Origin of the sequence: Pseudomonas oryzae (assembly GCF_900104805.1) — a bacterium.
GTDB lineage: Bacteria > Pseudomonadota > Gammaproteobacteria > Pseudomonadales > Pseudomonadaceae > Geopseudomonas > Geopseudomonas oryzae.
Genome location: NZ_LT629751.1, coordinates 2041385 through 2055874, shown reverse-complemented (window position 1 = coordinate 2055874; position 14490 = coordinate 2041385). Strand labels below are relative to the sequence as shown.

Here is a 14490-nt window from a genome sequence, read left to right as displayed (position 1 = left end):
CCGTCATGCTGAGTCGTACTGCTGCCGATCTGTACTGGATGTCGCGCTACCTGGAGCGCGCGGAAAACATGGCGCGGATGCTGGATGTCAGCCATTCGCTGTCGCTGATGCCGCAGGGCGGACGTGGCGACGGCCTGGAAGAGCTGGCCATGCCGCTGCTGATCACCGGCACGCTGGATGCCTATCTGGAGCGCCACGGCGAACTGGACGCCGAGCGCATCCTGCACTTCTTCGCCCTCGATGCCGACAACCCGGCGAGCCTCTACAGCTGCCTGCGCGCGGCGCGCACCAATGCCCACGCGGTACGCGGGCGGATCACCGCCGACATCTGGGAGAACATAAACGCCACCTGGCTGGAAATGCGCCACATCGCCGACCAGGCGCCGGCCAACTTCAGCGCCAGCAATTTCTGCGAGTGGGTCAAGGAGCGCTCGCACCTGTTCCGCGGGGCCACCGAGGGCACCATCATGCGCGGCAATGCCTGGCGCTTCATCCGCCTGGGCACCTATCTCGAGCGCGCCGACAATACCCTGCGCCTGCTCGATGCGCGCAATCAACTGATGGGCGATGCGCCGCCGTGCGAATCCACCGCGCGCGACTACTTCCAGTGGAGTGCGCTGCTGCGCGCGCTGTCGGCCTACGAGGCGCATGCGGCGTTGTACCGTGGTTCGCCCAAGCAGGCCCAGGTGGCCGAGCTGCTGCTGCTGCGCGCCGAAGTGCCGCGTTCGCTGCGCACCTGCATCGCGGCGCTGAGCCAGATCCTCGCCGAGATCCCCGGTACCAACGGTCGCCCGGCCCAGCGCATGGCCGCCGAGCTGGAGGCGCGCCTGCGCTACACCGGTATCGAGGAGGTGCTCGAGGAGGGGCTCAAGGCCTGGATCCACGACTACATCCTGCTCATCCGTCAGCTGGCCAACGCAATTCACAGTGCATATCTGGAGGCTGCATGAGGCTTTCCATTCATCACGACACCACCTATCGCTACGCCGAGCGGGTGCGCGCCAGCATCCAGTACCTGCGCCTCACGCCGCAGGACAGTGTTCGCCAGCGGGTGCTCGACTGGCAGCTGGACCTGCCGCAAGGTGCCCGAGCCCAGCGCGACGGCCATGGCAACATCCTGCACGTGCTGACCCTCGACGAACCGCACCAGGCGATCGTCATCGGCGCTCGCGGCCAGGTCGAGATCGACGAGAGCTGCGAGAGCGAGAGCGATGCGGCCTCGCCGCTGCCCTACCTGCGCAGCACCGCACTGACCGAGGTGGATGCCGGTCTGCGCGGGTTCGCCCGCCAGGTGTGCGGCGAACGGCGCGACCGTGCGGCGCTGATCGAGCTGATGGAGGCGCTGCATCAGCGCATGCCATTCAGTCCGGGCGCCACCCGGGTCGAGACCACTGCGGCGGAAGCCTTCGCTCTCGGTCTGGGCGTCTGTCAGGACCATACCCACGTGTTTCTGGCCTGTGCCCGCAGCCTGGGCATTCCGGCGCGCTACGTATCCGGCTACCTGTGCACCGCCGGCAGCACGGAGCTGGCCAGCCATGCCTGGGCCGAGGCCTGGCTGGACGGTGCCTGGTACAGCTTCGACGTGACCAACCGCCTGGTCCGCCCCGGGCGGCACATCAAGCTGGCAGTGGGCCTCGACTACCTCGATGCCTGTCCGGTGCGTGGTATGCGTCGCGGCGGCCAGGAGCAGATGCACGCCCTGGTGCAGAGCGCCCCGCTGCTGCAGAACCAGCTGCCCTGCCAGGCGCAGTGATCCGCCCCGTGGCCGGCGGTAGCCGGGCTAGTGGTCTGGCTGGTGCAGTTGGTCAATTCCGGCGCCCATGGCCCCGATACGGCGTTGCCGCTCCTCGCCATAGCCCTGATATGGCGAGGAGCGGCGCCTTGTCTCGGAGCCATGCTCATCCGAACCCGAGCTAATCAACCGACCGCGCAGGCCACTAGGCGCGCCGCCGGCGCAGCAGCCACTTCTCCAGTTCGACGAGCAGCAGAACGCCCATCCCGGCGCCAAACGCCATGACCCAGCCGGCCGCATCGAGGTCGGCGGTGCCGAACAGGGCCTGCATCGGTGCCCAGCAGCTGAAGGCCAGTTGCAGTGGCAGCACCAGCAGCACCATGGCCCACACCATCGGATTGTCGCGCAGGCCGAAGGCGGCGGGAGCGTGCAGGCGGCGGGCGCTGAACAGGTAGCCGATCTCGCCGGCGACCAGCGTGTTCACCGCCAGGGTCCGGCTGGCCTCCAGCGACAGACCGATCTGCTGGGCGTAGAGGAACAGTCCGAGGCTGGCTACGGTCAGCAGCAGGCCGACCAGCAGCAGGCGCCACAGCAGGTAGGTGGACAGCAGTGGGGTGGCCGGGTCGCGCGGCGGGCGGCGCATCAGGTCGCCCTCGGGGGGCTCGAAGGCCAGCGCCAGCGACAGGGTCACGGCGGTGATCATGTTCACCCAGAGGATCTGCAGCGGAGTGATCGGCAGGGTCAGGCCCATGGCGATCGCCGCCAGCAGTACCAGCGCCTCGCCGCCATTGGTGGGCAGGATGAACAGGATCGACTTCTTCAGGTTGTCGTAGACCGTGCGCCCCTCGGCCACCGCATGCGTCAGGGTGGCGAAGTTGTCGTCGGCCAGCACCATCTGCGCTGCTTCCTTGGCCGCCTCCGTGCCCTTGATGCCCATGGCGATGCCGATGTCGGCGCGCTTGAGCGCCGGTGCGTCGTTGACCCCGTCGCCGGTCATCGCCACCCGCGCGCCCTGTGCCTGCAGGCGTTCGACCAGGCGCAGCTTGTGCGCCGGGCTGGTGCGGGCGAACACCGCGGTGGACGGCAGACGTGCATCCAGTTCGGCGTCGTCGAGGCGGTCCAGTTCGGCGCCGGTCAGCGGCGTGCCGCTATCCAGCCCCAGGCGTGCGGCGATGACTGCCGCGGTGGCGGCGTGATCGCCGGTGATCATCTTCACCGCGATGCCGGCGCTGCGGCATTCGGCGATGGCCGCGACGGCCTCCTCGCGAGGCGGATCGAGCATGCCGACCAGGCCGAAGAGGATGAAGTCGCCGTCGAGGTCGGCGTAGTTCAGCTGGGCCTGCGGCTTGTCGAGCGGGCGCATGGCCACGCCGAGCATGCGCAGGCCGAGGGCGGCGCCTTCTTCCAGGCGGGCGTGCCAGTGGCGCGGATCGAGGGCTTCGGCGCTGCCGTCGCGCCATTGGCGGTTGCACAGTTCGAGCAGGCGCTCCGGCGCGCCGAACAGGTAGATCAGGCCGTGACCGGCGTGGTCGTGATGCAGGCTGGCGGTGCAGCGCAGCTCGGGGCTGAACGGAATGCTGTCCATGCGCGGCAGGAGCGCCAGCTCGCGGGGGGCATCGAGGCCGAGCTTGCCGGCCAGGGTGAGCAGGGCGGCTTCGGTGGGGTCGCCGCTGATCTGCCAGCCCTCGGCGGTCTGCCGCAGGCTGGCGCCATTGGCCAGCAGGCCGGCACGCGCCAGCTCCAGCAGGTCGGTCGCCTGCTGCGGCTGGAGCGGACAGCCCCGGCTGCTGAGGCAGCCGTTCGGCTCGTAGCCGACCCCGCCGATCTGATAGTTGCTGGCGGTGGTGAACACCTGCTGCACGGTCATCTCGTTGCGGGTCAGGGTTCCGGTCTTGTCCGAGCAGATCACCGTGACGGCCCCCAGGCTCTCCACCGCCGGCAGACGGCGGATGATCGCCCGGTGGCGCGCCATGCGCTGCACGCCGAGGGCGAGGACGATGGTCAGCACCGCCGGCAGCCCTTCGGGGATCGCTGCCACCGCCAGGCCCACCGCGGCCATCAGCATGTCGCTGGCGGCGTAGTCGTGCCACAGCGTGCCGATGGCGAAGGTCAGCACGGCGAGGCCGAGGATGATCAGGGTGAGCTGGCGGGCGAAGCGCTGCATGTCGCCGAGCAGCGGGGTCTGCAGGCTTTCCACCTGGTTGAGCAGGCCGCTGATCTGGCCGAGCTCGGTGTCGCTGCCGGTGGCCACCACCACGCCCGCGCCGTTGCCGGCGCTGACCAGGGTGCCGGAATAGGCCATGCAATGGCGGTCGCCGAGGCTGGCCTGGCTGTCGACGGCGGTGCACTGCTTGGTGGCCGGCAGCGACTCGCCGGTGAGCATGGCCTCGTCGATGCAGAGATCGCGGCACTCGAGCAGGCGCAGGTCGGCCGGTACCCGGTCGCCGGCTTCGAGCAGGACGATGTCGCCGGGCACCAGCTGCTCGGCCGGCAGCGAGTGCACCAGGCCCTCGCGGCGCACCCGGCTGTCCAGGGTCAGCAGCTTGCGGATCGAGCGCATGGCCTGCTCGGCCTTGCCCTCCTGGATGAAGCCGACCAGTGCGTTGATCGCCACCACGCCGAGGATCACCAGGCAGTCCAGCCACTCGCCGAGCAGGCCGACCAGCAGCGCCGAGGCCAGCAGCACATAGATCAGCAGGTTGTGGAACTGGCGCAGCAGGCGGCGCAGCCAGCCCGGTCCGCTGCTTTCGGGGAGGCGGTTGGGACCGTACTGCAGCAGTCGTCGCGCGGCCTCGCCGGCGCCGAGGCCGGCGGCGTGGGCGTGCAGTCGTTGCAGGCACTGCTGGGGTGATTGTGCGTGCCAATCCTGTGGCGCGGCCGGCATGGGCTTCCTCCTGCTTGCCAACGGCGGGAAGGCGGCCGGGCGGCCGCCGCTTCAGAGTATGGCGGCTCAGGCGCTGGCCGCGCGTTCGAACACGTAGGGTTCCAGCAGGTCCTGCATGTTGTAGAAGCCCGGTCCGCGCTGGAGCAGGTTGCGGGCCGCGAACAATACACCATTGCCGAAGGCCTCGCGGGCGATCGACTCGTGACTCAGGCGCACCGTCTGGTAGGGGAAGCCGAAGAGGATCTCGTGACGGCCGACGATGCCACCGGCGCGGATCGACTTGATCTCTTCGGCAGGCTTGTCGAGGTTTTCGGCGATCACCTTGGCGGTGCCGGAGGTTTCCGGCTTGGCGGCGAAATGCTCCTCGATGATCTCGATATCGGCCTCCGGGGCGATCTGCTTGAGGATCTTCGCCGCGAGGATGAGGAAGTTGATGCCCAGGGTGATGTTCGGCGACCAGAGCACACGGGTCCGTTCACCGATGGCCTGCAGCTGGTCGATGCGCGCCTGCGGATACTGGGAGATGGCGCTGATCACCGCGATGCGTCGCTCGCCGGCCAGCTCGGCATAGAGGTCGAGGCCGTCGGCGGAGGAGAAGTCGATGATCACGTCGACCGGATGGCGTTCCAGCAGTTCGGCCATGGCGATCTCGTCGCGGCCGTAGATCATTGCCGGGTTGTCGGAGTCGATGTCCAGGTATTGTGCGGCGGAGCGGCGCTGCGGGTTGGCCGAGCCGCGGAGTACCCATTCCAGGGTGGTGTCGCTGCTGTGCAGCAGTACGGTGGCGACGGACTTGCCCGTGCGCCCGAAACCGATGAGACCTACTTTCATTCTTTCTGTGTCCTCGTCTTGTGGTTGTTATGGTCCGCTTGGTGATGTTCTCCCGGCAGGCTTGACAGTGATGTGGCAGTGGGGCGAGGGTCGAGAAGTCTGCCTGTTGTCGACCGATACCCGATGATCAAGCGTGTTTCCCTGCTCACGGCAAAAGTTCGCGCCGCCGGACCTTAACCGCTGGCGGCGCCGGGTGTCCACTTGCCGGCGCCGCCATGGCGCGCTCCCGTGTGACTCGGTGGCGTGCTGCGGGCGAACCGGCCCCCGTGATATGCGGTCTGTGGCGCTGTCGGGGACGTAACATCCGGAAATAAAACGCGCGGATGGCAGCCGCCACGCAGTTGGCAAATTGCCGCACCAGCCTTTGCGTTGTGGCGTTCGGCCATTAGGATCAAGGATTTACGCAAACGGAGCATGCGCATGCGCACCCAACTGGAAAACTGTCTGGCCGCCGTCAACCAGGTGCTGCTGGGCAAGGACAGGCAGGTGCGCCTGGCCCTGACCTGCCTTCTGGCGCGTGGCCACCTGCTGCTCGAGGACCTGCCGGGAATGGGCAAGACCACCCTCAGTCACGCCCTGGCCCGGGTGCTCGGCCTCAGCTACCAGCGCATCCAGTTCACCTCCGACCTGCTGCCCGGCGACATCCTCGGCACCTCGGTGTTCAACCGCGATACCGGGCAGTTCGTCTTTCATCCGGGGCCGATCTTCGCCGAGCTGGTGCTGGCCGACGAGATCAACCGCGCCACGCCGAAGAGCCAGAGTGCGCTGCTCGAGGCGATGGAGGAGCGCCAGGTGACCATCGAGGGGGCGACCCGCCCGCTGCCGGAGCCGTTCTTCGTCATCGCCACGCAGAATCCGGTGAGCCAAGGCGGCACCTTCGCCCTGCCCGAATCGCAGCTCGACCGCTTCCTCATGCGCATCTCCCTCGGCTATCCGGCACGGGCGGCGGAGAAGGCCCTGCTGCTCGGCGAGGCACGCCGCGACCTGCTGCCGCGCCTGGAGCCGGTGCTCGACCACGCCGGCCTGGCGCGCATCCAGGCCGAGGTGCCGGGCATCCACGCCAGCGAGGCGGTGATCGACTACGTGCTGCGTCTGGTCGAGGCCACCCGCACCCAGCCGACCTTCGCCCTCGGCCTGTCGCCGCGCGGCAGCCTGGCGCTGCTCGCTGCGGCGCGCGCCTGGGCCATGCTCGCCGGGCGCGACTACGTGATCCCGGAGGATGTGCAGGCGGTGCTGCCGGCGGTGGCCGGTCACCGTCTGCGCGATGCGGCCGATCCGGCCGGCCACGGCGGCGGCGCGCTGGTGCAGTGGCTGCTGCGCGAAGTGACGCCGTTCTGATGCCGGGCCGCCTGTTCGCCTCGCGCTGGCAGCGTTGGCTGGACCAGCGCATCCCGCCGGCCCGCCAGGTACGCCTGGACCAGCGGCGCATCTTCATCCTGCCCACCCGCGAGGGGCTGGTGTTCGGCGTGGCATTGCTGCTCATGCTGCTGGCGGCGATCAACTACCAGAACAGCCTGGCCTACGGCCTGACCTTCCTGCTGCTGTCGGTGGGGCTGGTGGCCATCCTGCACACCTGGCGCAATCTGGCTGGTCTGCAGCTGGCCGCCGGCGAGGCGCCCCCGGTGTTCGCCGGCGAGCAGGCGTGCTTCCGGGTGCGCCTGCAGAGCGGCGGTCGCGCGCACAGCGGCATCGCCGTCGGCTGGTCGCCGGCGGAACTGCAGCGCCTGGACGTCGACGCCAGCGGCAACGGCGAAGTCGAGCTGTTCCTGCCGGCCGAGCGGCGTGGCTGGTTGCGTGCGCCGCGTCTGCGCGTCGAAAGTCGCTTTCCGCTCGGCCTGCTGGTGGCGTGGAGCTGGGTCGACCTCGATCTGGCCGCGCTGGTCTACCCGCGCCCCGTGCCCGGCGAATTGCCGCCGGCCGGTGGGGCCGGCGAGGACGACGACGAGCCAGGTGTGGCCGCGCAGCAGAGCGGGGTCGACGACTTCCAGGGGCTGCGCCCGTGGCAGAGTGGCGACTCGCGGCGCCGCCTGCACTGGAAGGCCTGGTCGCGTGGCCAGGGCCTGCTGGTCAAGGAATTCAGCGAGCTGCACAGTCACGACCTGTGGCTGGACTTCGACAGCCTGGGCGGCGACCGCGAGGCGCGTCTGGCGCTGCTGTGTCACTGGGTGGTGCACCTGGCGGCCCATGCCCAGCCCTTCGGGCTGCGTCTGCCCGGCGTGAGTCGGGCGCCGGCCTCCGGGGGCGCCCAGCGCGACCTGTGCCTGCGCGATCTGGCGCTGTTCGGCCTGCCGGCCTCGCCGCAGGGAGGGCGGTCATGAAGAAGAAGCTGTCGCCGCCGATCCCGCGCATCAGCCTGCTCTGGCTGCTGGTGGCGCAGGTGCTGGTGATCCTGCCGCACCTCGCCCACCTACCGGTATGGATCAGCGGCCTGTGGCTGGTCTGCGCCACCTGGCGCATCCAGGTGTTCCGTCAGCGCACCAGCTACCCCGGTGGGCTGACCAAGGCCTTCATGCTGGTCGCCGCTGCGGTGGGGGTGTATGCCTCGCGCGGTTCGCTGATGGGCCTGGATGCCGGCGTGGCGCTGCTGGTGTCGACCTTCCTGCTCAAGCTGGTGGAGCTCAAGACCCGCCGCGACGCCCTGGTGCTGGTGTTCCTCGGCTTCTTCGTGGTGGTCACCAGCTATCTGTTCGATGACGGACTGCCAGCGGCGCTGTACAGCCTGCTGCCGATCACTGCGCTGCTGGCGGCGCTGATCGGCCTGCAGCAGAGCGGCCTGGGCGAGCGGCCGTGGCCGACCCTGCGCCTGGCCGGCAGCCTGCTGCTGCAGGCGACGCCGCTGATGCTGGTGCTGTTCGTGCTGTTCCCGCGCGTGGGGCCGCTGTGGTCGGTGCCGATGCCCGGCCCAGGCGGCAGCCGCGGCCTGGCCGAGAGCATGACGCCGGGCGATATCGCCGAACTCGGCCAGTCGTCCGCGCTGGCCTTCCGCGCCAGCTTCGACGGCGCCATTCCGCCGCGGCGCGAGCTGTACTGGCGCGCGCTGACCTTCGAGCAGTTCGACGGTCGGCGCTGGTCGCAGTTGCCCGAGCCGCCGCGCGGGCGCCCCGACTGGCAGGCCGAGGGGCCTGCGATCTCCTACAGCATCGTCATGCAGGCCAGCGGCCAGCCGTGGCTGTTCGCCCTGGACACGGCGACCACCGGCCTCGAACAGACCCGGCAGATGGGCGATTTTCGCCTGCAGCGCCGCCAGCCGGTGGAGCAGAGCCTGCTGTACAGCGTGAAGTCTTGGCCACAGGCACGCCGCGAGGTGCAGGGCAGCCCGCGGCTGGGCGTTGCCCTGCAGTTGCCGGCGGTGGGCAATCCGCGGGCCCGGCAGTGGGCGGCTGAGCTCAAGGCTCGCCACCCGGCGGATCCGCAGGCGCTGGTCGATGAGCTGCTCGGCCATTTCGCCCGCGAGGACTACTTCTATACCCTCAAGCCGCCGCTGGCCGGCGAGCACACGGTCGATCATTTCCTGTTCGACAGCCGGCGCGGTTTCTGCGCCCACTATGCCGGGGCAATGACCTTCGTCCTGCGTGCGGCGGGCATCCCGGCGCGGGTGGTGGCCGGTTACCAGGGCGGCGAGGTCAATCCGGCCGGCAACTACGTGCTGGTGCACCAGTTCGATGCCCATGCCTGGGTGGAGTACTGGCTGCCCGGACGTGGCTGGCTCACCGTCGACCCCACCTTCCAGGTGGCGCCGACGCGCATCGAGCAGGGCCTCGAGCAGGCCCTGCCGGCCGAGGACGTCTTCCTCGCCGATGCGCCGCTGTCGCCGCTGCGTTATCGGCATGTCGAGTGGATCAACGATCTGCGCTTGTCCTGGGACAGTCTCAACTACGCCTGGCAGCGCAGGGTGCTGGGCTACCAGGGCGTCGAGCAGCTCCGGCTGCTGGAAGACTGGTTCGGCAAGGCGGATCCGACCCGCATCGGCTTGCTGCTGCTGGCGTGCGCTGCGACCCTGCTCGGCGTGCTGGCGCTGGCCCTGTTCCAGCCGTGGAAGCGCGAGCACGATCCGCTGCTGCGCCAGTACCGGCGCTTCGAGCGCCTGCTGGCGCGCCACGGGATATGCCGGCAGGCCGGGGAGGGGCCGCTGGCCTTCGCCGAACGCGCCGCCCAGTCGTTGCCCGCCCAGGCCGCGGTAATCCGTGCGTTCGCCCAACGCTTCGCCCAACAGCGCTATGCCGAGGCCGCCGCCGATCCTGCCGCCCTGCGCCGTCTGCTCGCCCGGCTGCGCCGGCAGTTGCCCTGGCGGCCGTGGTGGCGCAACGGCAATCCGCCCCTCCACGGTGCGCCGCGGGGCTGAGTCCTAGTGCCTGCTATGCTCGCAGAGCCGAGTCGAGGAATCTGCCCATGTCCGCTCCGGTCAGCCAGCTGATTGCGCATTTCATCGCGCTGGATATCGAACTCCTGGCCAGCCGTGCGCGCCTGCAGGCGCGCACCGACGGCGAGGCACTGCACGACCTGCGCATCGTGGTGCGGCGCTTGCGCAGTCGTCTGCAACCGCTGCGTGGCTTGCCGGGCATCGAGAACCTGGAGACGCTGGCGGCCGAGTTCGGACGCCTGAGCACGCCGCTGCGCGATCTGGAGGTGCTGGTCGCCGAACTGGAGCGCGTCGGCCAGGTGAAGGCGGCCGCCGTGCGCCGCCAGCGGCTGGAGCAGGGGTATGCGCGCCTGCTCGGTGATCCGGTGCTGCTGCGTCTCGAACATGGCCTGGCGCAGTTGCCCGCCCTGCTGCGCGAATGCCAGCGCGAGGGGGTGCTCAAAGGCTGGCGGCAGAGGGTGCACCGGCGCCTGCACCGCCAGCGAACCTGCCTGCGGCAGGCGCTGCTCGATCCGGCCCACGATCGCCACCGTCTGCGCCTGCTGGTCAAGCGGCTGCGCTATGCCGCCGAGGTCTGGCCGGGACAGCTGGCGATGCCGATGGCGGCGCTCAAGCAGGCGCAATCGGCGCTGGGCGACTGGCATGACCGCGTGGTGTGGTGCCAGCTTGCCGCGGACGAGCAAGACCTGCAGCCTTGCCTGCCGCACTGGCGACGCGAGCTGGCGGCGGCCGAAGTCGAGGCCGATGCGGCGCTGCTGATCCTCCGCCGGGAGCTGGCCGGCGGCGACTGACTCGGCGCAGGCACGCCCCTCAGATTGCCGGCAGGCCGAAGAAGGCCCGTGCGCTGGCGGTGCTGTGCGCCGCCAGACTTTGCGCCGTTTCGCCGCGATGGCGGGCCACTTCGTTGAGCACCTCGACCAGGAATGCCGGTTCGTTGTGGCCGTGCTTCGGGCGTGGCCGCAGGGTGCGCGGCAGCAGATAAGGTGCGTCGCTCTCCAGCATCAGGCGGCCTTTCGGGATCTCGCGAACCAGTTCGTGCAGGTGGCTGCCCCGCCGTTCGTCGCAGATCCAGCCGGTGATGCCGATGTGCAGGTCGAGGTCCAGATAGGCGTACAGGGCACGCTTCTCGCCGGTGAAGCAGTGCACCACCGCGCCCGGCAGGCGGTCGCGATAGTGGCGCAGGATCGCCAGCAGGTGCTCGCTGGCTTCGCGCTCGTGGAGGAACACCGGTTTTGCCAGCTCGCAGGCCAGGGCCAGCTGCTCTTCCAGCGCATGTTCCTGGGCCGGGCGCGGCGAGAAGTCGCGATTGAAGTCCAGCCCGCATTCGCCCACCGCGCGCACCTGCGGCTCGGCCAGCAGCGCCCGCAGCTGGCGGGCGCTGTCGCTGTTCCACTGGCTGGCCTCGTGGGGGTGCAGACCGGCCGTGGCGAACAGCCGCTGGCCTTCGCGGTCGAACTGCCGACACAGCTGCAGAGCGGCCTCGCTGTCCTCCACCGAGGTTCCGGTGAGCACCATCTGGCACACCCCGGCCTCTCGCGCGCGGGCGATGCAAGCCTCGCGCTCCCTGGCGAAGGAGCCATGAGTCAGATTGACGCCGATGTCGATCAGTTGCATGGTGCTGCACCCGTATTCAGGCCGAATGCCCCGAAGGGAATTCGAGATTGACGAAAAAACGCGTATTTAACCGCAAAATGGCTGGCAAATGCAGTCTTCTTCCCGCGCGCTGGCTGCGCGCGCTGGCCGTGCTGGTGTTGTTGCCGGGCCTTCTGGGGCTGTTGCCTCTGCCTGCGCAGGCACGTCTGGCCGGTCCGCCGGAGGGCTGGAGCGCGGCGGAAAGCGTACGCGACCTCGCGGCGATCCGCGCCAGCGGTCAGTTGCGCGTGCTGGTCAACCAGAGCCGGCACAGTTCCGGGATGGTGCGCGGCGAAGCGATCGGTGTGGAGTACCATCGTCTGCGCGCCTTCGAGCAGTACCTCAATCGTACCGCCCGCGATGGCCGCGAGGTGCGTCTGCGGCTGATCCCGCTGCCCAAGGAGCAGCTGCTGCCGGCCTTGCTGCGCGGGGAGGGCGACCTGGTCGCCCCCGGCGAACTCCTGCCGGTGCGTCGCGGTATGGCGGTGCGCGCCAGTGCGCCGATCCAGCATGACGTGCCGCTGGTGGTGGTGGCCCGACAGGGCAATCGTCGTTACCAGCGCCTGGAGCAGCTGGCCGGGCGCAGTCTCGCGCTGCCGGCCGGCAGTGCCGCGCGCGAGGCCTTGCAGCGCCTCAACGCTGGGCTGAAGACGCCGATCGTCGCCGACTGGCAGGATCCGACCCTGGCGGTGGAGGATGTGCTGGAGATGGTGCAGGCCGGCATCCTGCCGATGACCGCGGTCGAACTGCCGATCGCCGAGCGTTGGGCCAAGGTGATGCCGAAGCTGCGCATCGACCGTCATCTGGTGCTGGCGCAGAAGGACGACCTCAGCTGGTACGTCCATCGCGCGGCGCCCAGCCTGCGTGCCGGCATCGATCTGTTTCTGCGCGAGTACCGGCCGCCGGCCGATCAGGATCAGGTGCTGCAGCGCGTCTACCGGCGCCTGTACAAGGTCCGCCAGCCCCTCGGGCCGACCGAGCGGCAGCGTCTGGAGCGGGTGCGTCCGACGCTTATGCGGCATGCCCGGGCCCAGTCCCTGGACTGGCTGCTGCTGGCGGCGCTGGCGTTCAAGGAGTCCACCCTCAACCCCAATGCCCGTGGTGCGGGTGGCGCCCGCGGCCTGCTGCAGGTCACCCCGGCGGCGGCGCGCAGCGTCGGCGTCGGCAATGCGGCCAGCCTGGACGGCAATGTGCAGGCCGGCGCCAAGTACCTGGCGATGATCCGCCGGCGCTATTTCGCCAGTTCGCAGCTCAACGAGCGCGAGCGGATGGCCTTCGTGCTGGCCGCCTACAACATGGGGCCGCAACGGGTGCAGAGTCTGCGGGCGGAGGCGCGCCGGCGCGGACTCGATCCCAATCGCTGGTTTTTCCAGGTCGAACGACTGGCGGCCGAGCGGATCGGCATGGGGGTGGTCAGCTACGTGAGCAGCGTGAACAAGTACCATCTGGCGCTGAGCCGTGAGCGCTATCGCCTGGAGCCTGAGTGATCGATTTTATCGATGTATCACCGGCGTTTTTTGCGCCATTTGCTTCGAATATTTGGGCTAAAGTCTCTTCATCACTCACCTGGAGAGGACTCCCTTCATGAATGCCTTCTGCACATCCCTGTTGTCGACCCGCGGTGGCTATGGCCTGGCCGTGGTGCGCATCGTGATCGGCCTGACCTTCATGGCCCATGGCGCACAGAAACTGTTCGGCTGGTTCGGCGGTTATGGTCTGGCCGGGGTCGGCCAATGGATGGAGTCGATCGGCCTGACTCCGGGCTACCTGATGGCTCTGCTCGCCGGCAGCGGCGAATTCTTCGGTGGCCTGGCTCTGGTGATCGGCCTGCTGGTGCGCCCGGCGGCGGCGGTGCTGGCGGTGGTGTCGCTGGTGGCCATGTTCAGCGTGCACTGGGCGAATGGTTTCTTCATCACCAACAACGGTTACGAGTACGCCCTGGCGTTGCTCGCGGTGAACGTGGCCCTGCTGATCGACGGCGCCGGCAAGTGGTCGCTGGATGGTTGCCTGTGCCGTAAGCCGTGAGTCAGCCGGGGTTGACAGTGCTTTCCGGCGCTCTTTAGGATCCTTGCCAGGCGCCGATTTAAAACAGCAACTTGCGGGGCGCCAGGCTGGCGTCCCGATGGACGACCAGACCGAAATACCGCTAAAGCGCTGGTTCGGTGTCACCTCCCACCGTTGCCAGTGAAGTCTGGCGAGGTGGAGAATCCACAATGAACTGTCCGCAACCCCTGGTCCGCCTGGCACCGATCACCACTGGTCTGCTTGCACGCAATCCCCGCGTCCTCCTCGCAGGCCAGCACCAGCCCGCCCTGCTGCGCTATCTCGACGGCTGGCCCAAGCGCTGGGCCTGTCCGCGTACCTTCCTGATCCGCTTCGCCCGCAGCGAGGCCGCTGACCTCGGCCGCTTTGCCCCGAACAGTTTCGACTTCGCGGTGATCCATGCTCCCGATCGAGAGCAGCTCGAGCCGACCATCAGCGCCTTGGTGCGGGTGGCGCGCCAGGGGCTGATCACCCGGCGCTGTGCTCAGGGATAGTCGATTTCCACCACATACCAGGTGCGCACGCCGGTCGGTGTCTGTACCTGCACTTCCGCGTCCAGCGCCTTGCCGACCAGGGCGCGGGCCAGGGGCGAGTCGATGCTGATCAGGTTCTGCCGGAGATCGAACTCGTCGGGGCCGACGATGCGGTAGCGCGCTGTTTCGCCCTGTTCGTCCTCGAGGGTGATCCAGGCGCCGAAATAGACCTTGCCCGGATCGGCCGGGCGCTCGCTGACCACCTTGAGGTTTTCCAGGCGCTTGCGCAGGAAGCGCACGCGGCTGTCGATTTCGCGCAGCATCTTCTTGCCGTAGGTGTACTCGGCGTTTTCCGAGCGGTCGCCCTGTGCGGCGGCTTCGCTGACGGCCTGGGTGACCTGGGGGCGGCGCACGTTCCAAAGCTCGTGCAGCTCGGCACGCAGCCGCGCCTCGCCTTCGGGAGTGATCAGCGGAGTGCCGGCGGTGCGCGGCGGACGGTAGCGGCTCATTGATCTTGCATCCGATAACAGGGGGT

General features: G+C 69.0%; 13 protein-coding genes. 9 read left to right on the top strand and 4 right to left on the bottom strand.

The window, feature by feature from the left end; all coding sequences use genetic code 11:
- The first annotated feature begins 5 nt into the window (after positions 1-5).
- Entirely contained in the window at positions 6-950 is a 945-nt protein-coding gene (locus BLT78_RS09070) for an alpha-E domain-containing protein (protein WP_090348665.1), read from the top strand.
- Positions 947-1753 (top strand): transglutaminase family protein, encoded by an 807-nt coding sequence (locus BLT78_RS09065; RefSeq protein WP_090348664.1) that lies wholly within the window; start codon positions 947-949, stop codon positions 1751-1753. Before BLT78_RS09070 ends, BLT78_RS09065 begins: the two co-directional genes overlap by 4 nt.
- A 184-nt stretch (positions 1754-1937) precedes the next feature.
- On the opposite strand, the gene BLT78_RS09060 is transcribed toward BLT78_RS09065, so the two are convergent.
- Both BLT78_RS09060 and BLT78_RS09055 read right to left on the bottom strand, forming a co-directional pair.
- Positions 1938-4616, bottom strand: coding sequence for an HAD-IC family P-type ATPase (locus tag BLT78_RS09060; RefSeq protein WP_090348663.1), 2679 nt, complete (start codon positions 4614-4616; stop codon positions 1938-1940).
- 66 nt (positions 4617-4682) lie between these two features.
- Positions 4683-5447: a 4-hydroxy-tetrahydrodipicolinate reductase gene (locus BLT78_RS09055; RefSeq protein WP_090348662.1), complete on the bottom strand. Its 765-nt coding sequence runs from the start codon at positions 5445-5447 to the stop codon at positions 4683-4685.
- Positions 5448-5867: 420 nt separating this feature from the next.
- On the opposite strand from BLT78_RS09055, the gene BLT78_RS09050 reads away from it, so the two are divergent.
- Genes BLT78_RS09050 through BLT78_RS09035 form a run of 4 tightly spaced genes read left to right on the top strand, consistent with a single transcriptional unit; the run spans position 5868 to position 10598 of the window.
- Positions 5868-6785 carry an AAA family ATPase gene (locus BLT78_RS09050; RefSeq protein ID WP_090348661.1) on the top strand — a complete coding sequence of 306 codons (918 nt, stop codon included), beginning with the start codon at positions 5868-5870 and terminating at the stop codon, positions 6783-6785.
- Positions 6785-7765 (top strand): DUF58 domain-containing protein, encoded by a 981-nt coding sequence (locus BLT78_RS09045; RefSeq protein WP_090348660.1) that lies wholly within the window; start codon positions 6785-6787, stop codon positions 7763-7765. Before BLT78_RS09050 ends, BLT78_RS09045 begins: the two co-directional genes overlap by 1 nt.
- Complete coding sequence (locus tag BLT78_RS09040) at positions 7762-9789, top strand: transglutaminase TgpA family protein (protein WP_090348659.1); 2028 nt, start codon at positions 7762-7764, stop codon at positions 9787-9789. Before BLT78_RS09045 ends, BLT78_RS09040 begins: the two co-directional genes overlap by 4 nt.
- Positions 9790-9836: 47 nt before the next feature.
- Positions 9837-10598 carry a CHAD domain-containing protein gene (locus tag BLT78_RS09035; RefSeq protein WP_090348658.1) on the top strand — a complete coding sequence of 254 codons (762 nt, stop codon included), beginning with the start codon at positions 9837-9839 and terminating at the stop codon, positions 10596-10598.
- 19 nt (positions 10599-10617) lie between these two features.
- On the opposite strand, the gene BLT78_RS09030 is transcribed toward BLT78_RS09035, so the two are convergent.
- Positions 10618-11421 carry a TatD family hydrolase gene (locus BLT78_RS09030; protein ID WP_090348657.1) on the bottom strand — a complete coding sequence of 268 codons (804 nt, stop codon included), beginning with the start codon at positions 11419-11421 and terminating at the stop codon, positions 10618-10620.
- A gap of 77 nt (positions 11422-11498) precedes the next feature.
- Between BLT78_RS09030 and BLT78_RS09025 the strand changes: the two genes are divergently transcribed.
- The 3 genes from BLT78_RS09025 (at position 11499) to BLT78_RS09015 (ending at position 13976) form a co-directional block, all read left to right on the top strand.
- Positions 11499-12926 (top strand): MltF family protein, encoded by a 1428-nt coding sequence (locus BLT78_RS09025; protein WP_090348656.1) that lies wholly within the window; start codon positions 11499-11501, stop codon positions 12924-12926.
- 97 nt (positions 12927-13023) lie between these two features.
- Positions 13024-13464, top strand: coding sequence for a DoxX family protein (locus tag BLT78_RS09020; RefSeq protein WP_090348655.1), 441 nt, complete (start codon positions 13024-13026; stop codon positions 13462-13464).
- Positions 13465-13652: 188 nt separating this feature from the next.
- On the top strand, positions 13653-13976 hold the full coding sequence (locus BLT78_RS09015) for a hypothetical protein (protein WP_090348654.1): 324 nt from the start codon (positions 13653-13655) through the stop codon (positions 13974-13976).
- Here the strand turns inward: BLT78_RS09015 and greB are convergent.
- Complete coding sequence (gene greB, locus BLT78_RS09010) at positions 13967-14464, bottom strand: transcription elongation factor GreB (RefSeq protein WP_090348653.1); 498 nt, start codon at positions 14462-14464, stop codon at positions 13967-13969. The two genes, BLT78_RS09015 and greB, sit on opposite strands and share 10 nt — an antisense overlap.
- Positions 14465-14490: the final 26 nt, after the last annotated feature.